Here is a 24,492-nt window from a genome sequence, read left to right on the forward strand (position 1 = left end):
TCATGACCGATAGCGTATTGACAGTGCAGCGCCTGAAAAAGCGCTACAAGAACCGCACGGTAGTCAAGGATGTCTCGCTGCAGATCAAGAGTGGCGAAGTCGTGGGTTTGCTGGGGCCGAATGGTGCCGGCAAGACCACCAGCTTTTACATGATCGTCGGTCTGGTCGGTGCCGATGACGGTGAAATCACCATCAACGAGCAGTCCATCACCCACATGCCGATCCACCGTCGGGCGCGGCTCGGGCTGGGCTATCTGCCGCAGGAAGCCTCGATCTTCCGCAAGATGACGGTCGACGAAAACATCCGCGCCATTCTGGAGATCACCGGCTTCAAGAAAGACGAACTGGAAAAAGAGCTCGACCTGCTGCTGGATGACCTGAACATCGCCCATCTGCGCAACAGCAATGCCCTGTCGCTGTCCGGCGGCGAGCGGCGCCGGGTGGAAATTGCCCGCGTGCTGGCCACGCGGCCACGCTTCATCCTGCTGGATGAACCCTTTGCCGGGGTCGATCCGATTGCCGTCATCGACATCCAGAAGATCATTTCCTTCCTCAAGGAACGCGGTATCGGCGTACTGATCACCGACCACAACGTGCGAGAAACACTGCGGATCTGCGACCGCGCCTACATCATCAGCGACGGTGCCGTGCTGGCTGCCGGCGAGCCGGAAACACTGGTCAACGACGAGCGGGTACGCAAAGTCTACCTGGGCGAGCATTTCCATCTGTAAACCATCATGAAGCAAAGCCTCCAGCTCAAAGTCTCCCAGCAGTTGACCCTGACGCCGCAATTGCAGCAGTCGATCAAGCTGCTGCAACTGTCGACGGTCGAACTGCAAGCCGAAGTCGAACGCTATCTGCTGGAAAACCCGCTGCTCGAGCGCGATGAAGACACCCCCGGCGAACCCGGCCTGCCGGAGCGCCCGATGGAAAGCAGCCACAGCGAAGAGGTCCCGAAGCAGCAGGAGCAGGACACGGCGAGCGAACCGGGCATGGAAGCGCTGCAGGACTGGGGCAGCGGCAGCGGGACCGGCAGTGGTGGCAGCTACGACGACGAATTCGACCCCTTTTACAACGTGCCCTGTCATCAGACCCTGCGCGAGCTGTTGCTGTCGCAGCTGGGAGAAATCGACCTGCCGCAGCGCGACCACGCCGTCGTGCAACTGCTGATTGAAGAACTGGATGACGATGGCTACCTGACCACGCCACTGGCCGAACTGGTGGCCAGTCTGCCCGAAGAGCTGGCCCTGGACGAAGATGAACTGGCCGTCGGCCTGCGCATGCTGCAGCAGTTCGACCCCCCCGGCGTCGGCGCCCGCTCACTGCCCGAATCCCTGCAACTGCAACTGGCCAGATTACCGGCCAGCACCCCCGGCAAATCCCTGGCCGGCGACATCATCGCGCAGCACCTGGCCCTGCTCGGCGCCCGTGACTACACCCGCCTGCGCAAGCTGCTGGGCACCAGCGACGATGCCCTGCGCGAAGCCCAGACCCTGATCGCCCGCCTCAACCCGCGTCCGGCCAGCGGCTTCGACGCGCGCGACACCCATTACGTCACCCCGGACGTCACCGTCAGAAAGCGTAAAGGCCGCTGGGTGGCCGAGCTCAACAGCAGCGCCGTCCCGCAATTGCGCGTCAACCAGATCTACGCCCGCATGCTGTCGGAAAACCGCCAGCAATCCGGCGATCTCGGCAGTCGTCTGCAAGAGGCACGGTGGCTGGTCAAGAACATTCAACAGCGATTTGACACTATCCTGAAAGTGTCGGAAGCTATAGTCGACAAGCAGCAAGCGTTCTTTGAACAAGGCGAAGTGGCCATGCGGCCGATGATCCTGCGCAATATCGCCGATGAGCTCGGGCTGCACGAATCCACCGTCTCCAGAGTCACCACCCAGAAATATCTGCTCTGTCCCCGGGGACTTTTCGAGCTGAAATATTTCTTCGGCAGTGCCCTGGAAACCGACAGTGGCGAAGAATGCTCCGCCACCGCCATCAAGGCACATATCCGCAGGCTGATCGAACAGGAGAACCCATCCAGGCCACTGTCAGACAGCGCCATTGCCGAACAGCTATCCAGCCAGGGAATTCAGGTTGCAAGACGTACCGTTGCCAAGTATCGTGAAGCCATGCAGATAGCGCCGGTCAATCAAAGAAAGGCTCTGTAATCCAACATCCGGCTGTACGGCCGACCCGACCGTGCAGTCATCATGGCAACAAAGTAAGGAGTAAGGGTTATGAACATCAAAGTGACTGGTCTTCACCTCGAGATCACCCCGTCGTTGCGCGACTATATTGATGAGAAGCTCGAGCGCATCAGCCGCCATGTCGACGACCTGATCGATGTCTCCGTTACCCTGTCCGTGGACAAACTGGTCCAGAAAGCCGAGGTCAACGTTCACCTGTCCGGCAAGGACATCCATGTCGAAGCCACCGAGGCCGACATGTACGCCGCCATCGACCTGCTGATGGACAAGCTGGACCGTCAGGTGCTGAAGTTCAAGGAAAAGCAGACCGAGCACCGCGGCGCCCACCCGGAAGCTTCGCTGTAAAGTGACATTCAGTACTGCCGGGAACCTTCGGGTTCCCGTTTTTGTTTGCCAGACTTTTTGACGAAGCCGGTCCGCCCGGCCTCCGATGCCGCCAAACGCTATGAAACAGATCGGTAAGATTCTTTCCCGCGAGCACATCCTGCTCGACCTCGACGTCAGCAGCAAGAAAAGGGTTTTCGAGCAGGTCGGTCTGCTGATGGAAAATACCTGCGGCATCGCCCGCAGCGAGGTGTTCGATTGTCTGTTTGCCCGAGAAAAACTCGGCTCCACCGGCCTGGGTCAGGGGGTTGCCATTCCCCACGGCCGAGCCCAGGGACTCAAGGAAGCCGCGGCCATCTTCATCCGCCTGAAAGCGCCGATTCCTTTCGATGCCCCGGACGGCAAACCGGTACAAAGCCTGTTCGTCCTGCTGGTACCGGAACAGGCCACCGACCTGCACCTGCAGGTCCTGTCCGAGCTGGCGCAACTCTTCTCCAGCCGCCCGTTGCGCGAAAAAATGCTCACCGCCCAAAGCGTGGACGAGCTCTACCAGATTCTTTCCGAGTGGTCGACCCATGCCTAGCATAACCGTGCGCAAGCTTTACCAGGAAAACCAGCAAAAGCTTAATCTCAGCTGGGTTGTCGGGACGGCGGGCGCCGACAACATTATCGGCATCGACGAACAGCGCCCTACGCTGGCGCTGGTCGGCCACCTGAATTTCATCCACCCCAACCGTGTCCAGGTACTGGGCCTCGCCGAGGTCGATTACCTGAACCGGCTGGAACAGTCGGCGGCCAAAACCGCCCTCGACCAACTGTTCCACAAGAGCATGTCAGTGGTCATGGTGGCCAATGGCCAGCCGGTACCGAAACTGCTGCGCGACTACTGCCACTCCCACAGCGTGCCGCTGATGTCCACCCCGCTGGAAAGCCCTTACCTGATGGATGTGCTGCGCATCTATCTGGCTCGCGCGCTGGCCGTCTCCACCGTACTGCATGGCGTCTTCCTCGACGTCCTGGAAATCGGCGTACTGATCATGGGCGACTCGGCCATGGGCAAGAGCGAACTGGCCCTGGACCTGATCTCGCGCGGCCACGGCCTGGTGGCCGACGATGCCGTCGAACTCTACCGGATCGGGCCGGAAACCCTGGAAGGACGCTGCCCGCCTCTGCTGCGCGACTTCCTGGAGGTACGCGGGCTGGGCATTCTGAACATCCGCACCATCTTCGGCGAAACCGCCGTACGACCGAAGAAAGTACTGAAACTGATCATCCACCTGGTCAAGGCCAACGATCAGGCCATGCAGGCCCTCGACCGGCTGAACATCCAGTCGGAAACACAGGACATTCTCGGCGTCACGGTGCGCAAGGTCGTCCTGCCGGTGGCGGCCGGCCGCAACCTCGCCGTTCTGGTCGAAGCCGCCGTCCGCAACTACATCCTGCAACTGCGCGGCATCGACAGCACGCGCGAATTCATCGAACGTCACACCAATTTCCTGAAGGATCAGGAACATGCAACTGATATTGATTAGCGGGCAATCCGGTTCGGGAAAATCCATTGCCCTGCGGGCGCTGGAAGACTCGGGTTTCTACTGCGTCGACAACCTGCCCGCCACCATGCTGAGCGAGGCCGTGTCGCTGTATCAGGATTACGGCTTCGAGCAGATCGGCATCAGCGTGGATGTCCGCTCCAGCCCCTCCCTCGGTGCGCTGCCCCATGAAATGCAGAAGCTGCGCGAACAAGGCGTCGATGTGCGCCTGCTGTTCCTTGAAGCGCAGGACGACACCCTGGTCAAACGCTTTTCCGAAACCCGCCGCCGCCACCCGCTGGCCGGCAACGGACTCCTGACCATCAACGAATGCATCCTGGCCGAGAAAGACATGCTGGGCAGCATCCAGGAACTCGGCGCCCGCTTCGACACCACCGACCTCGTTCCCAATGCCCTGCGCAGCTGGGTCAAGGACCTGGTGTCGGCAGACAGCAGCCGCCTGACCCTGGTACTGCAATCCTTCGGCTTCAAGCACGGCGTCCCGCTCGATCTGGACTTCGCCTTTGACGTGCGCTGCCTGCCCAACCCCTACTACAACCCGCAACTGCGGCCGCTGACCGGCAAGGATCAACCCGTCATCGACTTCTTCCTGCAAGAGCCCGCCGTCGCCGAAATGACCGAAGACATCCGCCGCATCATTGCCCGCTGGCTGCCCTGCTTCAACCAGGAAAGCCGCAGCTACCTGACCGTGGCCATCGGCTGTACCGGCGGCCAGCACCGCTCGGTCTACATTGCCGAGCAACTGGCGAAATGCTTCCCTGACCAGCAAATCATGCTTCGCCACCGCCAGTTACAATATGCCGACTAGGGCCGCCGCACGCGACCCGTTCACCGAACGAGCATCACCATGCGCCAGATTCAAACCATCGCCGTTGCCCTGACCGGCGCCTCGGGCCTGCCCTACGGCCTGCGCCTGATCGACTGCCTGATCGCCGCCGGCGTGCGGGTCTGGGTGCTCTACTCCCAGGCCGCCCAGGTCGTTGCCCAGCAAGAGCTGGGACTCACCCTGCCGGGCCGTCCGGCCGACGCCGAACAATGGTTCATCGAACAAAGCGGCGCCGAACCCGGCCAACTGAAAGTCTTCGGCCGCGAAGAATGGTTTGCCCCGGTGGCCTCGGGCACCAACCCGGCCGATGCCATGGTGGTCTGCCCGTGCTCGATGGGCACCCTGGCGGCCATCGCCCATGGCCTGTCGGACAACCTGATCGAGCGGGCCGCCGATGTCAGCCTCAAGGAGGGCCGCAAACTCATCCTGGTCCCGCGCGAGACCCCCTTCTCGGCCCTGCACCTGGAGAACATGCTCAAGCTGGCCCGCCTCGGCGCGGTCATCCTGCCCCCCAGCCCCGGCTTCTACACCCACCCGAAATCCGTCGACGACATGGTGGACTTCATCGTGGCACGCATCATGGACCAGCTCGGGGTACCGCATAACCTGATCCAGCGCTGGGGTGAAACCCGGCCATGAGCAGCGCCATCTACAGCGGTGCCGCCCTGCGCGCACTGGAACAGCGCGCCGAGACACTGGGCATCGACCTGATGGCCCGCGCCGGCCAGTCTGCCGCCCGGTGGATAGCGGCTCGCTGGCCGACAGGCGCCCACATCCTGCTGGCCGCCGGCCCCGGCAACAATGGCGGCGATGCCCTGGTCTGCGCGACCGCCCTGCTGCACGCCGGATTCCGGGCCGAAGTGCTGCTGCCGGCGGCCCCCAGAACGGCGGCGGCACGCCAGGCACTGGCCGCCTGGCAAGCCGTACAAGGCACGACCCTGGCAGAGCTGCCGACCGATGCCACCCGCCCCGACCTGCTGGTGGACGGTCTGTTCGGCATCGGCGCAGATCGACCATTCGATCCCTTCTGGTGTGCGCTACTCGATCGACTGCAGGCTCTGCATGTACCGACCCTGGCACTCGACGTACCGACCGGACTCGATGCCTGGCAGGGCACCGCCCGCAACCGGGTGCTGCGCGCCGATGCCACCCTGACCTTCCTCAGTCACAAACCGGGTCTGCTGACCGGTGACGGACCGGACCTGGCCGGCGAAATCTACCTCGACACCCTGCAGCACCCGGGCTGGGCCGGCGAAGCCCCCGAAGGGGCGGTCTATCATCCGGTCGACCTGAGCGCCCTGCTGCGCCCCCTCAACAGCCACAAAGGCCGCTTCGGTACCCTCGCCATCGCCGGGGGCGCCGAAGGCATGCTGGGCGCCGCCCTGCTGGCCGGCCGCGCCGCCCTGGCGGCAGGCGCCGGCAAAGTCCTGCTGGCCACCCTGGACGACCGGCTTGCCGTCGACCCGACCGCGCCCGAACTGATGATCCGGCCCGCCGATCCCCTGCCCGACTGTGACGTACTGGTCATCGGTCCCGGACTGGGACAGGATCTGCGCGCGCGGCAACTGCTGCAACAGGCACTCGCCCACCCCGGCCCCCTGCTGCTGGACGCCGATGCCCTCAACCTGCTCGCCGGCGCCAGCGAGCTGCAGAACCAGCTGGCCGAACGACGCTGGCCCAGCCTGATCACCCCGCACCCGGCCGAAGCCGCCCGATTGCTCGAGACCGACACCGCCGCCGTGCAGGCAAACCGCCTGCACACCGTCAGGACGCTGGCCGCCCGACTGAATGCCGTCACCCTGCTCAAGGGAAGCGGCACACTGATCGCCGGCCCCGATGGCTACTACCATGTCAACACCAGCGGCGGGCCGGCCCTGGCCGCAGCCGGTCAGGGTGATGTCCTGAGCGGCCTGATCGGCGCCCTGCTGGCCCAGAAACTCGACCCGTTTGCCGCCGCCTCGCTCGGCGCCTACGTCCACGGCTGCGTGGCAAACCACTACACCCGGCAGCAGGGCGGTCCCATCGGCCTGAGCGCATCGGCCACCGCCACCGCCCTGTCCGCCGAACTCAACCGCCTGCTGCCCCGTCAGCGCACTCTCCCGGGGACCCATGCACAGCCCTGACCAACGCCGCGCCACCCTCGCCGGACTCGGCGCCGTCCTGGCCTGGTCAACCGTCGCCAGCGCCTTCAAGCTGAGCCTGCAGCACCTGACCCCGTCCCAACTGCTGCTGTGGGCCAATCTCGCCTCCCTGCTCTGCCTGCTGGCCATCCTCAGCGTTCAGGGCAGGCTGGGTGAACTGCGCACCAGCTGGCGCGCCCACTGGCAGCGCTCGCTGCTGCTCGGCGCCATCAACCCCTTTGCCTACTATCTGGTGCTGTTCCAGGCCTACGCCCTGCTGCCGGCACAGGAAGCACAGGCCATCAATTACACCTGGGCCCTGACGCTGTCGCTTCTCTCCGTCCCCGTCCTCAAACAACGCCTGCGCAGCCAGGACATGCTGGCGGCCCTGGTCTGCTACCTCGGCGTCCTCGCCATCGCCACCCATGGCGACCTACTGTCACTGCACTTCGGCAACCCGCAGGGCGTCATCCTGGCACTGGGATCGACCCTGCTGTGGGCCGGCTACTGGCTGGCCAACACGCGCGACCGCCGTGAGCCGGTGATCGGCCTGACACTCAACTTTGCCTGTGCCCTGCCGCTGATCCTGCTGTGGTGCGCCTGGCGCGGCCAGCTGCAGTGGCCCTCCTGGCAAGGCCTGCTCGGCGGCAGCTATGTCGGTGCCTTCGAAATGGGCTTTACCTTCGTACTATGGCTCTCGGCCCTCAAACGCGCCGTCAATACCGCACGCATCGCCAATCTCATCTTCCTGTCCCCCCTGCTCTCGCTGCTGCTCATCCACCTGCTGGCCGGCGAAGCCATCCTGCCCTCCACCCTGTACGGACTGGCACTGATCCTGTTCGGACTGCTGCTGCAGAAATGGCCTGCGCCCCGTCCGGCCACCGCCTGACCCACCGATCTGCATCGACAATGGCATTAATCAACTATTCATGATTGTGTTTTGCATTTTGCATCCGGCTTATTTACGATGAGAAGGAGTGAGGAAGCCGCCCATCATGATGAAAAGCATCAAGGCTCAACTGACTGTCTGGCTGATCGTCGGCATTACCGTGATCCTATCGGTCATGGGCTACGTCTCTTTCAGCAACAGCAAAGCCCAAGGCGAAGCCGACTATCAGGCTTTGCGCACCGCATTGAAAGAGCGTCTCGCGCTGTCGCTTCCGCACGGCGTCTGGCAGCTGGATGACCAATACATCCAGCTGACACTGGATGCCGAACTGGGCTGGCAATCGCTGATTGCCATCCGTATCAAGGGCGATGCCGGCCTCAACATCGGCCGCATCCGCGACAGCCGCGGCCTGCGCGACATGACCCCCAGCGAAGAACCCGTGGCCGACGATGTCCTGACCATCCCCATCGTCTATCAGGGCAAAGAAAAACTCGGCATTGCCCAGGTCTACCTGTCACGGCGCGACCTGAATGCCCAGCTGCGCAGCCGCCTGACCGAAAGCGTGGTGCAGATCGTCCTGCTCGACTTCCTCATCCTGATCATGATGAGCTACGCCCTGCGCCATTTCGTCTTCCACCCGCTGAAAGACCTGCAAGACGCCCTGGACCTGGCCGCCAGCAGCTCCGACCTCGAATCCGCCACCATCACAGTCAACCAGAAAAACGAATTCGGCGATGTCATGCACAGCTTCAACCGCATCGTCGAACGGATCATGGATGATCTGAAAATGCGGACACAGGCCGAAGCCATTGCCCGCGAAGAAAAAGAAAAAGCCCAGGATGCCTATCGCCGCCTGGTGCAGACCCAGCAAACCCTGGTCGAATCGGAAAAACTCGCCTCCCTCGGCGGCCTGGTCGCCGGTGTCGCCCACGAAATCAACACCCCGGTCGGCATCTCGCTCACCGCCGCCTCACACCTGGCCGCCATCACTCAGCAACTCAACAGCGAACTGGAAGCTGGCGCCATCAAGAAGAGCGACTTCCAGAACTACCTGTCGACCGCCAAGGAAAGCTGTGACCTGATCCTGTCCAACGCCGAACGCGCGGCCAACCTGATCCACAGCTTCAAGCAGGTGGCCGTCGACCAGACCAGCGAGGCACGGCGCGACTTCCAGCTGGAAGACTATCTGCACGAAATCATCACCAGCCTGCGCCCCAAGTTCAAGCGCACCCAGATCGACATCCAGGTCGACTGCGAAGCGGATCTGCTGATGGACAGCTATCCCGGCGCCCTGTCGCAAGTCATGACCAACTTACTGGTCAATGCCGCCACCCATGCCTTTGAAGAAGGCCAGGAAGGACGCATCGACATTCACGCCCACCGCCTGGAAAACGGCTATCTGGCCCTGTCCGTGCGGGACAACGGCAAAGGCATTGCACCGGAAAACATGGGCAAGATCTTCCAGCCCTTCTTCACCACCCGCCGCGGCAGCGGGGGCAGCGGGCTGGGTCTGCATATCGTCTACAACATTGTGCGGCAGCGCCTGGGCGGGAGCATCGACGTCTCCAGCGTGCTCGGCGAAGGGACCACCTTCTCGATCACCCTGCCGTGCATTGCGCCTGAAATTGCGCCCAAGGAGGGCAGCTGATGGTCGACAAGAACAAACATCAAGACGAAGAAAACTGGCTACTGGACGATGATCACGTCGAGGTCAGCGAAGACCCCTTGTCGCCGCCGAAACGGCCGTGGAAGGTCCTGATCGTCGATGATGAAAAAGACGTGCATACCGCCACCCGCCTGGCCATCCAGGACATCCGCTTCAAAGACAAGGGGCTGATGCTGCTATACGCCTCCTCCGCCGACGAAGGCTTCCGGGTCATCGCCGAACATCCGGATACCGCGCTGATCCTGCTCGACGTCGTCATGGAGACCGACGATGCCGGCCTGAAGCTGGTGCACCGCATCCGCAGCGAACTGAACAACCAGACCGTGCGCATCGTGCTGCGTACCGGCCAGCCCGGCCAGGCCCCCGAACAGGAAGTCATCCTCGATTACGACATCAACGACTACAAGACCAAGACCGAGCTGACGGTACAGAAACTGTTCACCACCGTCATTGCCTCCCTGCGCGCGCACGAAAACCTGCTGACCATAGAGAAAAACCGCCAGGGACTGGCCAAGATCCTCGAAGGCGCCGGCGATCTCTACCAGCTGCATTCACTGAAAGAATTTGCCTCCGGCGTGCTCAAGCAAGTCAGCACCCTGCTTGATGTCGGCATGGATGGCATCCTGTGCGTGGAAAATGGCAGCCAGACCAACGGCCGGCTGGCCGTCGAAGTCATCGCCGCCACCGGCTCCTACGAGCACCTGACCCACACCAGCGATTTCAGCGCCCTGCCAGAACTGGCCGCCGCCATCCACGAGGCACTGAAACAGAAAAAGAGCATGTACCACCACCCGTATGACGTGCTCTACATCACCTCGCAGAACAACCGCGAGTTCGTGGTCCATTTCAGCCCGCCCTGGCCACTGGAAGACGTCGAGCGCAACCTGCTGGAAGTCTTCTGCCAGCGCATCTCGGCGGCCTACGACAACCTCTACCTCTACAACCAGCTGCGCAAATCCCAGGAAGCCACCGTCGTGGCCCTGGCTGACCTGGCCGAATACCGCGACTCCGACACCGGCCAGCACGTGCTGCGCGTGCAGCGCCTGACCGACGCCCTGGCGCAGGAACTCAAGCGCATGCAAGTCTATGCCACCGACCTGAGTGGCGAGTTCATGGAAATGATCGGCATGGCCAGCATCCTGCACGATGTCGGCAAAGTCGGCACACCCGATCACATCCTGTTCAAGCCAGGCAAACTGGACCCGGACGAACGCACCATCATGGAACAGCACGCCACCATCGGCGCGCAGATCCTGCACAAATCCAGCCTGATGGTCGAAGGCAAAAGCTATCTGTCCTTCGGCAGCGAGATTGCCGGCGGCCACCACGAACACTACGACGGTCGAGGCTACCCGCAGCGCAAGCAGGGCGAGGAAATCCCGCTGTCAGCGCGCATCGTGGCCGTGGTCGATGTCTTTGATGCCTTGCTGCACAAACGGCCGTACAAAGAACCCTGGACCCTGAGCGAGACCATGGACTACATCCGCCAGCGCGCCGGCAGCCAGTTCGACCCCCATGTCGTCACCGCCCTGTCGACCCTGGTCGCCGAACAGCGCGTGCCATTCGAAGTACCGCGCCCCGAGTAAGCCCCCCGGCCGGCCGGACAAAAAAAATGCATCGCCGTGGCGATGCATTTTTCTTTGCGACAGTGACAGGCTTCAGACGTACCACATGACGCAGACAAACTGGCAGACACTGCCGGCCAGCACAAACAGATGCCAGATCCCGTGCCCGTGGCGGATCTTCTCATCATTCAGAAACCAATAAATCCCCACGCTGTAGAACAGGCCGCCCAGCGCCAGCCAGATCAGACCCGGCAGGGCCAGCGTCGTCACCAGCGGCTTGATGGCAATCAGCACCATCCAGCCCATCAGCACATACAAAATCATCGACAACAGCCGGGTACGACGACCAATGGTCAACTCCTGCACAATGCCGAACAGCGCCAGCCCCCAGCTCAGACCAAACAGCGTCCAGCCCCATGCCCCACGCAGTGTGACCAGGGCAAACGGGGTGTAACTGCCGGCAATCAGCAGATAAATCGCCGAGTGATCGCACTTCTGCAAAATCGCCTTGGCCCGGCCCCGAACGCTGTGATACAGCGTCGACACCAGATACAAAATCACCAGCGTGGCGCCATACAGGCTGAAACTGACCACCTTCCAGGGGTCGCCCTCGATCCCCGCGCGCGTGACCAGCACGGCCAGACCGGTGATCGCCAGCAGCGTACCGATCAAATGGGAGATGCCGTTAAAGCGTTCTCCTTGATACATGCCATTCTCCAGAACCGACGTTCAAATTACCTTGCGGCAAGTGTACAGATTAACGCAGGCCCTGTGCGAAATCTCTGAGAATTATCAGGAGGTGATTGATTTCTAATGAAATCACACCACGCCGGCCGGCACGGCAGGCCCAAAAAAAACCGCCTTGCGGCGGTTTTCTTCATCAGGCGCCAAGCGCCTTCAGCACCTCATCCCGCACGGCCTCGACCGCACGCGTGCCATCCACCCGCACATACTTCGGCGCCTTGGCATCACCGGCAGCCGCCTGCTGCGAATAGTAGGACACCAGCACTTCCGTTTGCTCGTGATAAACCTGCAAGCGCTTCTTGACGGTCTCTTCCTTGTCGTCATCGCGCTGAATCAGCGGCTCGCCGGTCAGATCATCCAGCCCATCCTGCCTGGGCGGATTGAACTTCACGTGATAGGTACGACCGGACGCCACATGCACGCGGCGGCCCGACATACGGTCCACGATCAGCGCATCAGGCACATCGATTTCGACCACGAAATCAATATCGACCCCCGCCTGCTTCATCGCTTCCGCCTGCGGAATCGTGCGCGGGAAACCGTCAAACAGGAAACCATTGGCGCAATCCGCCTCGGCAATGCGCTCCTTGACCAGGCCGATGATGATGTCGTCACGCACCAGACCACCCTCGTCCATGATCTTCTTGGCCGCCAGGCCCAGCTCGGTACCGGCCTTGACGGCGGCACGCAGCATATCACCGGTGGAAATCTGCGGAATGCCGAACTTCTCCTTGATGAAGTTGGCCTGGGTACCCTTGCCGGCGCCCGGGGCGCCCAACAGAATCAGTCTCATCTCATTACTCCAGGATTGAATGGGTTATTGTCGGTTCAGATGAATAGTTGGCGGACACGCGCCAGATCTTCCGGCGTGTCGACCCCCGGCGCAGGCGCGGCGTCCACCGTCGCCACGGCAATCGGATAGCCATACCACAGCGCACGCAGCTGCTCGAGCGCCTCGAAGGTTTCCAGCGGTGCCGGCGCCAGCCGCGCATAAGTCCGCAAAAAACCGGCACGATAGGCATACATGCCGATATGACGCAAAACCGGCAAACCGTCCGGCAGGCTGTCACGCCCGGCCGCAAAAGCATCGCGCGCAAACGGAATCGGCGCCCGGCTGAAATACAGCGCCCGGCCGTGACTGTCCACCACGGCCTTGACCACATTCGGATTAAACATCTCGGCCGCATCGGCAATCGGATGCGCCAGCGTCGCCATCGGCAGTGCCGCATCATCCAGCAGACCCGCCAGCCGGTTGATCAGCGCCGGATCAATCAGCGGCTCATCACCCTGAACATTCACCAGCACTGCGTCATCCGCCAGCGCCAGCTGTTCCGCCACCTCGGCCAGCCGATCCGTCCCGGAGGCATGATCCGCGCGCGTCATCACCACCTCAATGCCGTGCGCCCGGCAAGCCGCCTGCACATCCGCATGATCCGTCGCCACCAGCACGCGCGTGGCCTCACTCTGCAGCGCCTGACGCGCCACACGCACCACCATCGGCACACCCGCAATATCGGCCAGCGGCTTACCCGGCAGACGGCTGGAAGCCATGCGCGCCGGAATCACCACGACAAAGCCGGTCATTCGACCTCTTCCTCCGGCGCCAGCTCACGCGCCTCTTCCTCCAGCATCAGCGGAATACCGTCACGGATAGGGAAAGCCAGGCGATCGCCCTTGCAGACCAGCTCCTGCTGCGATTTGACCAGCACCAGCGGCCCCTTGCACACCGGGCACACCAGGATATCGAGAAATTTAGCGTCCATTCATTGCCTTCTGTCTTGCCAGGATCCACGCGGCCAGATCCGGCTCAAGATGAGCCTCGACCGGCAGAACCCACAGTTTATCATGATTGAGGTGTCTCATCTTGACAGCATCCTTGCTTGTCATGATGACAGCATCAGCGTCCGTCGGCAGATCCGCCTGGGTGAACACATGATGATCGGGAAACACCAGCTCGCGCTCAGCAACAATCCCCACCTCGCGCAGCGAGGCAAAGAAACGCCAGGGATTACCGATACCCGCCAGCGCCACCACCTTGCGACCGGCAAAATCCGCCGCCGCGGCCAGCCTGCCCGGCTCGGCCACGGCATACAGCGCCCCGGGCGCCAGCGACATGGCAAAACAGGGCAAGTGCGCCGGCAGCGAAACCCGCCCCTGCTGCCGGCCGTTGATCACCAGCGCATCCACCTGCTGCAGACGCCGCAGCGGCTCACGCAACGGCCCGTTGGGCAACAGATGACGCTGGCCGAAACCCCGCGCCCCGTCCACCACCACAACTTCCAGATCACGCGCCAGACGATAATGCTGCAAACCATCGTCAGTCAGAATCAGTTGCACGTCCGGATGCGCCGCCAGCAAGGCACGCCCGGCCGCCACCCGGTCCCGGCCCACAAAAACCGGCACCCCGGCGGCGGCCAGCAAGATCGGCTCATCCCCCACCTGCGCCGGGTCACTGTCGGGCAACACCGCCGTCGGCTGACGGTGCTGACCGCCATAACCGCGACTGATCACCCCGACCCGCACGCCCTGCTGCCGCAGCGAATGCAGCAGCGCCAGCGTCAGCGGCGTCTTGCCGACCCCGCCCACATGAATATTGCCGATCACCACCACCGGCACCGGCAAACGCTCGCTGGCCAGCCAGCCATAACGAAAAGCCGCACGGCGCAGGGCAGCCAGTGCGGCAAACAACCATTCCAGCGGGGTCAGCAATACAGTCAGCCAGAGGCGCGGCTGCTGCCAGTGCCGTTCGATCAGGCTCACTGAGCGGGCACCTGGGTAGCAAAAGTCAGCCGGGTCAGACCGGCACTGCGTGCCGCCTCCATCACACTGACCACCGACTGATGCGACGCCTTGCCATCCGCATTAATGATCACCACGCTATCCGGCTTGGCCTGCTGCAGCGCCGCCAGCAGACCCTTCTCGTCCCCGGCCGCCAGTGCATGCTGATCAACCGACATGCGGCCATCGGCCGCTATGCTCACCTGTACGGTCAGCGGCTTGTCCTTGGCGACATCCCCCTGTCCGACCGGCAGATTGACCTGCATCTCGGCGTAATGCTGATAACTGGTCGTGACCATCAGGAAAATCAGGATCACCAGCAACACGTCAATCAACGGAATCAAATTGATTTCCGGCTCATCGCGATGATGCCCTCGACGGAAATTCATGGCTTACCCCTGGCGGCGTTCGCCGTGAATCACTTCCACCAGCCGGACCGCCTGGGACTCCATCTCCACCAGCAAGGCATCCACCTTGGCGCGGAAATGCCGGTAAAACATCATGCTGGGAATCGCCACAATTAGACCGAAGGCCGTGTTATAGAGCGCCACGGAAATCCCGTGCGCCAGAACGTGCGGATTGGTGCCGGCCGGGGTCTGCGAACCGAACAGTTCAATCATCCCCACCACGGTACCAAGCAGACCCAGCAGCGGAGCCATGGCGGCGATCGACCCCAAAGTGGTTAAAAATCGTTCGAGTTGGAACAATACAATCCGCCCCTCATCTTCAATCGCTTCTTTCATCACCTCGCGGCTGACATCGGCATTGCGAATGCCGGCATCCAGAATCCGGCCCAGCGGCGAGGCCTGCGCAATACGCCGCAGCGCGGCACTGTCCGCCCCGTTGCGACGGTACTCCTCCAGCGTCTGAGCCAGCAGACCGGCAGGCGCCACCAGGCTCTGACGCAGGGAGTAAAGGCGTTCGAGAATAATGGCCAGCGAAACCACCGAGGCAACCACAATTGTCCAGATCGGCCAACCGGCCGCTTCAATGATTGACCACACGAGTCATTCTCCAGAATCCGCGCTATAAAGCAGAGACTTTATCCGTTTCACACACCGCAGGGCAATACGCATACCCGCAAGCGGTAAAACACCATTTTAAACTAACTGTTAAATAACGCCCGTAAAAAATGATCCGGGCATGGCCATCCCGGTCAGGGCCAGATTCATCACCGACAAATTGTTGTAGCAATACTACAGTAAGAGAATGGCCAGAACAGACGCATCCCTGCAGAAGGAGGCATCCGATGGAAAGAGGGCGGCGCCTGCCATTGCCTAGCATCACGTAACCATTAGCAAATACTGGTCTTATCGACGTGCGAGGCGCGCCATGTAGCGATGTTACATGACGCAAGTATTTTATTCCGCCTTGGCAAGTACTGACTCGGTTGATCCAAATCAATGGATTTTGATTACAAATGAGAATATTCTCTGACTCGCCGACGGCATTTCCGACTGCAATGCAGGTTGGCACCACACGGATATCTTCAATCTTGTTTTGCATGCCAGGGTCACATCAGGCGCATCGCCTCCGAAGAGACCGTGGCAAGCCGAGAGGTTTTCAATATGGGTACTTCTGAACTGCATCAGGAACTGGTCCTGAATGCCCCCCTTTCCGGCATGCTGCTGCCCCTGAGCGCGGTACCTGATCCGGTTTTCGCAGAAAAAATGATCGGCGACGGCATTGCCATCTCGCCGGCCAGCAACATGCTGCGCGCACCCTGCGCCGGCACCGTCACCCACATTCACTCGGCACGACATGCGCTGACCCTGACCTCCGACGACGGCATCGAAATCCTGATGCACATCGGCCTGGACACCGTCGACCTCAAGGGCCAGGGCTTCACCGCCCGCGTCAGCCAGGGCGACCACGTCAATGCCGGTGACGCACTGATCGAATTCGACGATGCCTTCCTGGCCACCCATGCCCGCAGCCTGATCACCCCGATCATCATCCTGACCGGCGACAAGGTTGCCGCCATGGACAGCGCCAGCGGCCACGTCGTCGCCGGCCGCGACCGCATCCTGACCCTGAGCCGCACCGGCGAGTTCTCCAGCCGCCTGGCCGACAGCGAAGCACGCGCCAGCGTCGAGTCCCCGTCCATCACCGTCGTCGGCCGCGCCGGCCTGCACGCCCGCCCCTGTGCCGTGCTCGCCCATGCCGCCAAGCAATTCCAGTCCGACATCAAGCTGATCTGCGGCAACGAACAGGCCAACGCCAAGAGCGTCGTCGCCCTGCTCGGTCTGAACGTGCGCCACGGCGACGTCGTCCGCCTGATCGCCGAAGGTGAAGATGCCCAGGCCGCCATCGAAAAGCTGACCCTGCTGGCCGCCGGCGACGCCCATGAGGCCGCACCGGAAACCCAGACACCACAGGCAGAAGCCCCGCAGGAAGAAGTCGGCGAACGCGACCCCAACCTGCTGCGCGGCGTCGGCGCCTCGGCCGGCATCGCCGTCGGCCAGGCCTTCATCCTCAACCACCAGCAAATCACCCTGACCGAAAACGGCACCGGTGAAAGCCAGGAGCGCGAAGCCCTGCAAAACGCGCTGACCGAAGCCCATACCCAGCTGGAACAACTCAAGTACCAGACCCACGGCAAGACCAGCAGCGGCCGCGCCGAAATCTTCGCCGCCCACCAGGAACTGCTGGAAGACCCGGACCTGCTAGACATGGTGTTCAGCGGCATCAGCAATGGCAAGAGCGCCGCCTTTGCCTGGAAACAAGCCTTCACCCTGCATGCAGAACGCCTGTCGCATCTGCCCAACCCGTTGCTGGCCGCCCGCGCCAACGACCTGCGCGACGTCGGCCTGCGTGTGCTGCAGATCCTGACCGGCAGCCGCATGACCGCACCGGAACTGCCGGCCAACACCATCCTGATCGCCGAAGACCTGACCCCGTCCCTGACCGTCAGCCTCGACCGCAGCAAGGTACTGGCCTTCTGTACCAGCGGCGGCAGCTCCACCAGCCACGTGGCCATCCTGGCCCGCTCGCTCGACATCCCGGCCGTCGTCGGCATCGACCGCGAGGCCCTGCAAATTGCCGACGGCACCCCGGTCATCCTGGATGGCAGCCGCGGTACCCTGCGCATCAACCCGACCGTGGAAGAACTGTCCAGCATCCGCTCGCAGCAGCAGCGCCAGGCTGAACAGCGCGAAGCCGACCTGGAAAACGCCGCCCAGCCGGCCCTGACCTCCGACGGCCACCGCGTGGAAGTCGTGGCCAACATCGGCGGCCTGCAAGATGCCGAAAAGGGCATGGAAAAAGGCGCGGAAGGCGTGGGCCTGCTGCGCTCCGAGTTCCTGTTCCTGCAGCGCGAAGATGCCCCGGGCGAAGCCGAACAGGCCGACTCCTACATGAGCATCGCCCGTGCCGTCGGCCACAACCGCCCGCTGGTGATCCGCACCCTGGACGTCGGTGGCGACAAGCCGCTGGCCTACCTGCCGATGCCGGCAGAAGAAAACCCCTTCCTGGGCGTGCGCGGCGTACGCCTGACGCTGGCCCAGCCGGACATCATGCGCAGCCAGCTGCGCGCCATCCTGCGCGCCGCGCCCTACGCCAAGCTGTGCATCATGTTCCCGATGATCGCCACCCTCGACGAGCTGCGCGAATGCAAGGCCATGGTCGAGGAAGAGCGCCAGGCGCTCAACGTACCGCCGGTACAAGTGGGCGTCATGATTGAAGTTCCGTCGGCCGCCATCATGGCCGAACAGTTCGCCCGTGAAGTCGATTTCTTCTCGATCGGCACCAACGACCTCACCCAGTACGTGCTTGCGATGGACCGCAACCACCCGGGCGTGGGGCGTCAGGCGGACGCATTGAATCCAGCCGTGCTGCAGTTGATGGCAAGCACGGTGCAGGCTGCACATCGCCACGGCAAATGGGTCGGGGTATGTGGCGGTCTGGCATCCGACCCGCTGGCCGTACCGGTGCTGGTGGGGATGGGGGTGGATGAATTGTCGGTCTCCGTACCGTCGATTCCTGAAATCAAGGCACTGGTGCGCAAGTTCAGCAAAACCGAATGCGAGGCACTGGCAGCCGAGGTCTTGACGCTGTCCACCGCGTCAGAAGTTCGCGCTCGTTTGACCCAGGCAATCAAGGAATAACGCCGCGGGCAAAGGTTACACGACACAACGAAAAGGGGTAGTAGATCATGTCATTCAATGCATTTGCTGTACTACAAAAGATCGGCAAGGCGCTGATGATGCCTGTCGCAGTGCTCCCGGTTGCGGGCTTGCTGCTGGGTATCGGCGCCGCCAATTTCAGCTGGATACCGCCTATCGTGTCCCACCTGATGGCAGCTGGCGGTGGTGCCGTCTTCGGCAACCTGCCCATTCTGTTTGCCGTGGGTGTGGCACTCGGTCTGACCGACAATGATGGCGTTGCTTCCATCGCCGCCATCGTCGGCTATGCCGTCCTGGTCGCCACCATGGGCATCATGGCGCCGATCCTGGGCGTCAAGACCGTCATGGTATTCGGCATGCCTTCCATGGACACCGGCGTCTTCGGCGGTATCCTGTCGGGTATCCTGGCTGCCGCGCTGTTCAACAAGTACTACCGCATTGAACTGCCGAGCTACCTCGGCTTCTTTGCCGGCAAGCGCTTCGTGCCGATCGTGACCGGTATCTCCTCCATCTTCCTGGGGGTTGTCCTGGCCTTCATCTGGGCACCGATCCAACATGGTATCGACGTGTTCTCCCAATGGGCTGCCGTCAGCAACCCGGCCGTCGCCGTTACCCTGTATGGCGTGGTAGAACGCATGCTGCTGCCGTTCGGTCTGCATCACATCTGGAACGCACCGTTCTTCTTCGTGATGGGTAACTTCACCGACCCGGTGACCGGTCAGATCATCCACGGCGACATCAACCGCTTCTTCGCAGGCGACCCGACTGCCGGCATCCTGGCTGGCGGCTTCCTGCCGAAGATGTGGGGCCTGCCGGCCGCTGCGATTGCCATCTGGCACACCGCCAAGCCGGAAAACCGCACCAAGATCGGCGCCATGATGGTTTCCGCTGCGCTGACCTCGTTCCTGACCGGTATCACCGAGCCGATCGAGTTCTCCTTCCTGTTCGTTGCACCGGTCCTGTACGCCGTGCACGCCGTCCTGGTGGGCCTGGCCTTCTGGCTGATGAACACCTTCGGCGCCCACATGGGCTTCACCTTCTCCCAGGGCTTTATTGACTTTGCTGTGTTCTATGTCAAAGACGTCAAGCCGTGGTTGGTGTTTATTCTGGGTCCGATCTACGCGATTGTTTACTACACCGTATTCCGCGTACTGATTACCGCCCTGAACCTCAAGACCCCGGGTCGTGAAGACACCGTCGAGGAAGAGCAACTTGACGAAGTCGCCGTAGCCAAGGCCGTATCGGCTTCCGGCGCACCGGTAGAACAAGCCAAGGCAGCCGCACCGGCCGGTAACGACAAGTCGGCCATGGCCCAAGGCCTGGTAGAAGCTTTCGGTGGTCGCAGCAACCTGACCAGCCTGGATGCCTGCATCACCCGCCTGCGCGTCAGCGTGGCCGAAGTCGACAAGGTCGACCAGGCTCGCCTGAAGTCCATGGGTGCCGCTGGCGTGGTCGTGGTTGGCAACAACATTCAGGCCATCTTCGGACCGCGCTCCGAAAACCTGAAGACCGACATGCAAGAGTACCTGAAGCACCACTAAGCAGTTTTGCAGGGCCGGCGGCGATCCGGCCCGACCGGATCGCCGCCCGTAGTCAAAGCAGCAAGTAACACAGAACACGCTCGTTTCATTTACCCGATTTTTTGCTCCCGCATGCCGCTGGCGCCGCGGGGGAAAGCAAGGAGCACAACATGGCTATCCGTCTGGCAATCAATGGTTATGGTCGTATCGGTCGCAACGTCCTGCGCGCCATCTTCGAAAGTGGCCGCGACAAGGACTTCACCCTGGTGGCGATCAATGACCTGGGCGATGCCGAAATCAACGCCTACCTGACCCGCCACGACTCTGTTCACGGTCACTTCAACGCCAGCGTCAAGGTGGAAGGTGACAACATGATCGTCAATGGCCAGGCCATCAAGGTGTGCTCCGAACGCGACCCGGCCAAACTGCCGTGGAAAGAACTTGGCGTGGACATCGTGCTGGAATGCACCGGCCTGTTCACCAGCAAGGAAAAAGCCTCGGCCCACATCGCCGCCGGCGCCAAGAAAGTCCTGATCTCCGCCCCGGGCGGCAAGGATGTCGATGCCACCATCGTGTACGGTGTCAACCATCAGACCCTGAAGGCCACCGACACCGTCGTGTCCAACGCCTCGTGCACCACCAACTGCCTGGCCCCGCTGGTCAAGCCGCTGGCTGACAAGATCGGTGTCCTGAGCGGCCTGATGACCACCATCCACTCCTACACCAACGACCAGGTCCTGACCGACGTGTACCACAGCGACCGCCGCCGCGCCCGCTCGGCCACCCAGTCGATGATCCCGACCAAGACCGGCGCCGCCGCCGCCGTCGGCCTGGTGCTGCCGGAACTGGCCGGCAAGCTGGACGGCTTCGCGGTTCGCGTGCCGACCATCAACGTCTCCGTCGTCGACCTGACCTTCGTGGCCGCTCGTCCGACCAGCGTGGCCGAAGTCAACCAGATCCTGCGCGAAGCCTCCGAAGGCGCGCTCAAGGGCGTGCTCAACTACAACGAAGAGCCGCTGGTCTCCATCGACTTCAACCACAACCCGGCCTCGTCCACCTACGACTCGACCCAGACCCGCGTTGACGGCAACGGCACCCTGGTCAAAGTCCTGTCCTGGTACGACAACGAGTGGGGCTTCTCCAACCGCATGCTGGATACCGCGCATGCCATGTGGAATGCCTGATCGCACTGAGTAAAGCCTGAAACAGGGGGAGGCCCGCCTCCCCCTGCCTCCCGAGGTTTTTCACGAATTGCCGCCTCAGCCACCCGCCGCTGCCCGTGTCGCGCGTCCCCGGACATTCGTGAACGACTTTGCTTCGCCCAAGGGCGACAACCCAATTTTGCTATGTAGAGAGGAAGTAACATGGACAGTAACCAGCTCAACCAACTGGTCAGCCGTGTCAAAGCGGCTCAGCGGCTCTATGCCACCTACACCCAGGAACAGGTCGACGCCATCTTCCGCGCCGCCGCCCTGGCCGCTGCCGATGCCCGCATTCCGCTGGCCAAACTGGCAGCAGAAGAAACCCGCATGGGCGTCGTCGAAGACAAAGTGATCAAAAACCACTTCTCTTCCGAATACATCTACAACAAGTACAAGGACGAGAAGACCTGCGGCATCATCGACCATGATCCGTCCTTCGGCATCCTGACCATCGCCGAGCCGATCGGCCTGCTGTGCGGCATCGTGCCGACCACCAACCCGACCTCGACGGCCATCTTCAAGGCACTGATCTCGCTCAAGACCCGCAACGGCATCATCTTCAGCCCGCACCCGCGCGCCAAGAAAGCCACCTGCGAAGCCGCCCGCATCGTCCTGGAAGCCGCCGTCAAGGCCGGCGCACCGGCCGACATCATCGGCTGGGTCGGCGAACCGACCGTCGAGCTGTCCAACCAGCTGATGCGCCACCCCGACATCAACCTGATCCTGGCCACCGGTGGCCCGGGCATGGTCAAGGCCGCCTACTCCTCCGGCAAGCCGGCCATCGGCGTCGGCGCCGGCAACACCCCGGTCATCATCGACGAAACCTGCGACATCAAGCGTGCCGTCGCCTCGATCCTGATGTCCAAGACCTTCGACAACGGCGTCGTCTGCGCCTCCGAACAATCGGTCGTCATCGTCGACGCGGTCTACAAGCAAGTCAAAGAGCGCTTCCACAGCCATGGCGGCCACGTCCTGACCGCCGAAGAATGCAAGGCCGTCAGCAAGGTCATCCTCAAGGAAGGCGCCCTCAATGCCGACATCGTCGGCCAGTCGGCCATCCGCATCGCTGAAATGGCCGGCATCAAGGTCCCGCCGACCACCCGCGTCCTGATCGGCGAAATCGACAAGGTGAGCGAAGACGAAGCCTTCGCCCACGAAAAACTGTCGCCGACCCTGGCCATGATCCGCGCCCGCGACTTCGACGACGCCCTCGACAAAGCCGAGGCCCTCGTCACCATGGGCGGCATTGGCCACACCTCGGTGCTCTATACCGACCAGGACCTGGAACGCGAACGCATCCGCCGCTTCGGCGAGCGCATGAAGACCGCGCGCATCCTGATCAACTCGCCGGCCTCGCAAGGCGCCATCGGCGACCTGTACAACTTCAAGCTGGCCCCGTCGCTGACGCTGGGTTGCGGTTCGTGGGGCGGTAACTCCATCTCCGAAAACGTGGGTCCGCAACACCTGATCAACAAGAAAACGGTGGCTGAACGGGCTGAAAACATGCTGTGGCACAAACTTCCGAAGTCGATCTATTTCCGTCGCGGCTGCCTGCCGGTTGCCCTTGAAGAACTCTCCGACAAGAAGCGCGCCCTGATCGTCACCGACGGCTTCCTGTTCAAGAACGGCTATGTCGACCAGGTCAGCGACATCCTCAAGAAGAGCGGCGTCGAAGTCGAAGTCTTCTACGAAGTCGAAGCCGACCCGACCCTGGCCATCGTGCGCCGTGGCGCCGCCGTCGCCTCGCGCTTCAAGCCGGACGTCATCATCGCCCTGGGCGGTGGTTCGCCGATGGACGCCGCCAAGATCATGTGGGTCATGTACGAGCACCCGGACGTCTCCTTCGAAGAACTGGCCCTGCGCTTCATGGACATCCGCAAGCGCATCTACAAGTTCCCGAAACTGGGCGTCAAGGCACAGATGGTCGCCATTCCGACCACCTCGGGCACGGGCTCCGAAGTCACCCCGTTCGCCGTCGTCACCGACGAAAAGACCGGCATGAAGTACCCGCTGGCCGACTACGAACTGACGCCGAACATGGCCATCGTCGATGCCAACCTGGTGATGAACATGCCGAAGTCGCTGACCTCGTTCGGGGGTATCGACGCGGTCACCCACGCCCTGGAAGCCTACGTGTCCGTCATGGCCAACGAATACAGTGACGGCCAGTCGCTGCAGGCCCTGCAACTGCTCAAGGACTACCTGCCGGCCTCCTATGCCCAGGGTTCCCATGACCCGGTTGCCCGCGAAAAGGTCCACAATGCCGCGACCATTGCCGGTATCGCCTTTGCCAACGCCTTCCTCGGCATCTGCCACTCGATGGCACACAAGCTGGGTTCGGAATTCCACATTCCGCACGGTCTGGCCAACGCCCTGCTGATCAGCAACGTGATCCGCTTCAACGCCACCGACACCCCGACCAAGCAGGCCGCCTTCAGCCAGTACTCGCGTCCGCAAGCACTGTGCCGCTATGCCGCCATTGCCGACCACCTCAAACTGGCCGGCAAGAACGACAAGCAAAAGGTCGAAAACCTGATCGCCTGGGTCGACGAACTGAAGCAGCAACTGGACATCCCGGCCTCCATCCGCGAAGCCGGCGTGGCAGAAGCCGACTTCCTGGCCAAGGTCGACAAGCTGGCCGAAGAAGCCTTTGACGACCAGTGCACCGGCGCCAACCCGCGCTTCCCGCTGATCAGTGAACTGAAGCAGATCCTGCTCGACACCTACTACGGTCGCCCGTACGTCGAGAGCCACCTGCGCACCGAAGAAAAGCCGGCAGAAAAGTCGGGCAAAAAAGCCTGATGACCCGCTGACACTTTGAGAGCGCAACACGCAAACGGCCGCGAATCGCGGCCGTTTTTCTTGCCAGACTGTTGCAAAGATACCGGCCACCAGCACTGACTGCTACAATGCACCGGTCGCTGACAAACAATTAAAGCGCGGCTTCAACGGTGTGGATAAACCTGTTGATAATATTGAA

23 protein-coding genes are annotated in these 24,492 nt (G+C 62.2%); 15 read left to right on the top strand and 8 right to left on the bottom strand.

Annotated features, from left to right (window positions below; translation table 11 throughout):
• Positions 1–2: 2 nt before the first annotated feature.
• The 11 genes from lptB to JNO51_RS12615 all read left to right on the top strand — a co-directional run bounded on the left by lptB (position 3) and on the right by JNO51_RS12615 (position 11,165).
• Positions 3–731, top strand: a complete 729-nt coding sequence (gene lptB, locus JNO51_RS12565; RefSeq protein WP_215777742.1) for an LPS export ABC transporter ATP-binding protein — start codon at positions 3–5, stop codon at positions 729–731.
• Between the two features lie 6 nt (positions 732–737).
• Positions 738–2,165: an RNA polymerase factor sigma-54 gene (locus JNO51_RS12570; RefSeq protein ID WP_215777744.1), complete on the top strand. Its 1,428-nt coding sequence runs from the start codon at positions 738–740 to the stop codon at positions 2,163–2,165.
• 69 nt (positions 2,166–2,234) lie between these two features.
• Complete coding sequence (gene hpf, locus JNO51_RS12575; protein WP_215777746.1) at positions 2,235–2,549, top strand: ribosome hibernation-promoting factor, HPF/YfiA family; 315 nt, start codon at positions 2,235–2,237, stop codon at positions 2,547–2,549.
• Between the two features lie 100 nt (positions 2,550–2,649).
• Positions 2,650–3,111 carry a PTS IIA-like nitrogen regulatory protein PtsN gene (gene ptsN, locus JNO51_RS12580; protein WP_215777748.1) on the top strand — a complete coding sequence of 154 codons (462 nt, stop codon included), beginning with the start codon at positions 2,650–2,652 and terminating at the stop codon, positions 3,109–3,111.
• Complete coding sequence (gene hprK / locus JNO51_RS12585; RefSeq protein ID WP_215777751.1) at positions 3,104–4,060, top strand: HPr(Ser) kinase/phosphatase; 957 nt, start codon at positions 3,104–3,106, stop codon at positions 4,058–4,060. Before ptsN ends, hprK begins: the two co-directional genes overlap by 8 nt.
• Positions 4,041–4,886 carry an RNase adapter RapZ gene (rapZ, locus tag JNO51_RS12590; RefSeq protein ID WP_215777754.1) on the top strand — a complete coding sequence of 282 codons (846 nt, stop codon included), beginning with the start codon at positions 4,041–4,043 and terminating at the stop codon, positions 4,884–4,886. Before hprK ends, rapZ begins: the two co-directional genes overlap by 20 nt.
• 39 nt (positions 4,887–4,925) lie before the next feature.
• Complete coding sequence (locus JNO51_RS12595) at positions 4,926–5,543, top strand: flavin prenyltransferase UbiX (RefSeq protein WP_215777757.1); 618 nt, start codon at positions 4,926–4,928, stop codon at positions 5,541–5,543.
• Entirely contained in the window at positions 5,540–7,027 is a 1,488-nt protein-coding gene (locus JNO51_RS12600) for an NAD(P)H-hydrate dehydratase (RefSeq protein WP_215777759.1), read from the top strand. Before JNO51_RS12595 ends, JNO51_RS12600 begins: the two co-directional genes overlap by 4 nt.
• The gene (locus JNO51_RS12605; protein WP_215777762.1) at positions 7,014–7,913 is read left to right on the top strand and encodes a DMT family transporter; all 900 of its coding nucleotides are present in this window, start codon (positions 7,014–7,016) and stop codon (positions 7,911–7,913) included. The genes JNO51_RS12600 and JNO51_RS12605 overlap by 14 nt, the downstream gene beginning before the upstream one ends.
• A gap of 106 nt (positions 7,914–8,019) precedes the next feature.
• Entirely contained in the window at positions 8,020–9,561 is a 1,542-nt protein-coding gene (locus JNO51_RS12610) for a sensor histidine kinase (protein ID WP_215777764.1), read from the top strand.
• On the top strand, positions 9,561–11,165 hold the full coding sequence (locus tag JNO51_RS12615) for a response regulator (RefSeq protein ID WP_215777766.1): 1,605 nt from the start codon (positions 9,561–9,563) through the stop codon (positions 11,163–11,165). Before JNO51_RS12610 ends, JNO51_RS12615 begins: the two co-directional genes overlap by 1 nt.
• 72 nt (positions 11,166–11,237) lie before the next feature.
• Here the strand turns inward: JNO51_RS12615 and JNO51_RS12620 are convergent, their stop codons facing one another.
• The 8 genes from JNO51_RS12620 to JNO51_RS12655 all read right to left on the bottom strand — a co-directional run bounded on the left by JNO51_RS12620 (position 11,238) and on the right by JNO51_RS12655 (position 16,172).
• Positions 11,238–11,852 (bottom strand): hemolysin III family protein, encoded by a 615-nt coding sequence (locus tag JNO51_RS12620; protein ID WP_215777768.1) that lies wholly within the window; start codon positions 11,850–11,852, stop codon positions 11,238–11,240.
• Between the two features lie 172 nt (positions 11,853–12,024).
• On the bottom strand, positions 12,025–12,681 hold the full coding sequence (gene adk / locus JNO51_RS12625) for an adenylate kinase (protein WP_215777770.1): 657 nt from the start codon (positions 12,679–12,681) through the stop codon (positions 12,025–12,027).
• 35 nt (positions 12,682–12,716) lie between these two features.
• Positions 12,717–13,472, bottom strand: coding sequence for a 3-deoxy-manno-octulosonate cytidylyltransferase (kdsB, locus tag JNO51_RS12630; RefSeq protein ID WP_215777773.1), 756 nt, complete (start codon positions 13,470–13,472; stop codon positions 12,717–12,719).
• Positions 13,469–13,651, bottom strand: a complete 183-nt coding sequence (locus tag JNO51_RS12635; RefSeq protein WP_215777775.1) for a Trm112 family protein — start codon at positions 13,649–13,651, stop codon at positions 13,469–13,471. The genes kdsB and JNO51_RS12635 overlap by 4 nt, the downstream gene beginning before the upstream one ends.
• Entirely contained in the window at positions 13,641–14,648 is a 1,008-nt protein-coding gene (gene lpxK, locus JNO51_RS12640; RefSeq protein ID WP_215777777.1) for a tetraacyldisaccharide 4'-kinase, read from the bottom strand. The genes JNO51_RS12635 and lpxK overlap by 11 nt, the downstream gene beginning before the upstream one ends.
• Entirely contained in the window at positions 14,645–15,055 is a 411-nt protein-coding gene (locus tag JNO51_RS12645) for a biopolymer transporter ExbD (RefSeq protein ID WP_215777779.1), read from the bottom strand. Before JNO51_RS12645 ends, lpxK begins: the two co-directional genes overlap by 4 nt.
• A 3-nt stretch (positions 15,056–15,058) precedes the next feature.
• Entirely contained in the window at positions 15,059–15,670 is a 612-nt protein-coding gene (locus JNO51_RS12650; protein WP_215777782.1) for a MotA/TolQ/ExbB proton channel family protein, read from the bottom strand.
• Between the two features lie 22 nt (positions 15,671–15,692).
• Entirely contained in the window at positions 15,693–16,172 is a 480-nt protein-coding gene (locus tag JNO51_RS12655; RefSeq protein ID WP_215777784.1) for a hypothetical protein, read from the bottom strand.
• 62 nt (positions 16,173–16,234) lie between these two features.
• On the opposite strand from JNO51_RS12655, the gene ptsP reads away from it, so the two are divergent.
• The 4 genes from ptsP (at position 16,235) to adhE (ending at position 24,314) form a co-directional block, all read left to right on the top strand.
• Positions 16,235–18,772, top strand: a complete 2,538-nt coding sequence (gene ptsP, locus JNO51_RS12660; RefSeq protein WP_215777786.1) for a phosphoenolpyruvate--protein phosphotransferase — start codon at positions 16,235–16,237, stop codon at positions 18,770–18,772.
• 47 nt (positions 18,773–18,819) lie between these two features.
• A complete protein-coding gene (locus JNO51_RS12665) occupies positions 18,820–20,331 on the top strand; it encodes a PTS transporter subunit EIIC (protein WP_215777789.1) in 1,512 nt (503 codons plus the stop codon).
• A gap of 149 nt (positions 20,332–20,480) precedes the next feature.
• Positions 20,481–21,494, top strand: coding sequence for a type I glyceraldehyde-3-phosphate dehydrogenase (gene gap, locus JNO51_RS12670; RefSeq protein WP_215777792.1), 1,014 nt, complete (start codon positions 20,481–20,483; stop codon positions 21,492–21,494).
• A 180-nt stretch (positions 21,495–21,674) separates the two neighbouring features.
• The gene (adhE, locus tag JNO51_RS12675; RefSeq protein ID WP_215777794.1) at positions 21,675–24,314 is read left to right on the top strand and encodes a bifunctional acetaldehyde-CoA/alcohol dehydrogenase; all 2,640 of its coding nucleotides are present in this window, start codon (positions 21,675–21,677) and stop codon (positions 24,312–24,314) included.
• Positions 24,315–24,492: the final 178 nt, after the last annotated feature.

Origin of the sequence: Paludibacterium sp. B53371 (genome assembly GCF_018802765.1) — a bacterium.
GTDB lineage: Bacteria > Pseudomonadota > Gammaproteobacteria > Burkholderiales > Chromobacteriaceae > Paludibacterium.

Coding starts and splice junctions, on each gene's coding strand:
- lptB (WP_215777742.1), top strand. CDS start 3: ATGACCGATAGCGTATTGACAGTGCAGCGCCTGAAAAAGCGCTACAAG.
- JNO51_RS12570 (WP_215777744.1), top strand. CDS start 738: ATGAAGCAAAGCCTCCAGCTCAAAGTCTCCCAGCAGTTGACCCTGACG.
- hpf (WP_215777746.1), top strand. CDS start 2,235: ATGAACATCAAAGTGACTGGTCTTCACCTCGAGATCACCCCGTCGTTG.
- ptsN (WP_215777748.1), top strand. CDS start 2,650: ATGAAACAGATCGGTAAGATTCTTTCCCGCGAGCACATCCTGCTCGAC.
- hprK (WP_215777751.1), top strand. CDS start 3,104: ATGCCTAGCATAACCGTGCGCAAGCTTTACCAGGAAAACCAGCAAAAG.
- rapZ (WP_215777754.1), top strand. CDS start 4,041: ATGCAACTGATATTGATTAGCGGGCAATCCGGTTCGGGAAAATCCATT.
- JNO51_RS12595 (WP_215777757.1), top strand. CDS start 4,926: ATGCGCCAGATTCAAACCATCGCCGTTGCCCTGACCGGCGCCTCGGGC.
- JNO51_RS12600 (WP_215777759.1), top strand. CDS start 5,540: ATGAGCAGCGCCATCTACAGCGGTGCCGCCCTGCGCGCACTGGAACAG.
- JNO51_RS12605 (WP_215777762.1), top strand. CDS start 7,014: ATGCACAGCCCTGACCAACGCCGCGCCACCCTCGCCGGACTCGGCGCC.
- JNO51_RS12610 (WP_215777764.1), top strand. CDS start 8,020: ATGATGAAAAGCATCAAGGCTCAACTGACTGTCTGGCTGATCGTCGGC.
- JNO51_RS12615 (WP_215777766.1), top strand. CDS start 9,561: ATGGTCGACAAGAACAAACATCAAGACGAAGAAAACTGGCTACTGGAC.
- JNO51_RS12620 (WP_215777768.1), bottom strand. CDS start 11,852: ATGTATCAAGGAGAACGCTTTAACGGCATCTCCCATTTGATCGGTACG.
- adk (WP_215777770.1), bottom strand. CDS start 12,681: ATGAGACTGATTCTGTTGGGCGCCCCGGGCGCCGGCAAGGGTACCCAG.
- kdsB (WP_215777773.1), bottom strand. CDS start 13,472: ATGACCGGCTTTGTCGTGGTGATTCCGGCGCGCATGGCTTCCAGCCGT.
- JNO51_RS12635 (WP_215777775.1), bottom strand. CDS start 13,651: ATGGACGCTAAATTTCTCGATATCCTGGTGTGCCCGGTGTGCAAGGGG.
- JNO51_RS12645 (WP_215777779.1), bottom strand. CDS start 15,055: ATGAATTTCCGTCGAGGGCATCATCGCGATGAGCCGGAAATCAATTTG.
- JNO51_RS12655 (WP_215777784.1), bottom strand. CDS start 16,172: ATGCAAAACAAGATTGAAGATATCCGTGTGGTGCCAACCTGCATTGCA.
- ptsP (WP_215777786.1), top strand. CDS start 16,235: ATGGGTACTTCTGAACTGCATCAGGAACTGGTCCTGAATGCCCCCCTT.
- JNO51_RS12665 (WP_215777789.1), top strand. CDS start 18,820: ATGTCATTCAATGCATTTGCTGTACTACAAAAGATCGGCAAGGCGCTG.
- gap (WP_215777792.1), top strand. CDS start 20,481: ATGGCTATCCGTCTGGCAATCAATGGTTATGGTCGTATCGGTCGCAAC.
- adhE (WP_215777794.1), top strand. CDS start 21,675: ATGGACAGTAACCAGCTCAACCAACTGGTCAGCCGTGTCAAAGCGGCT.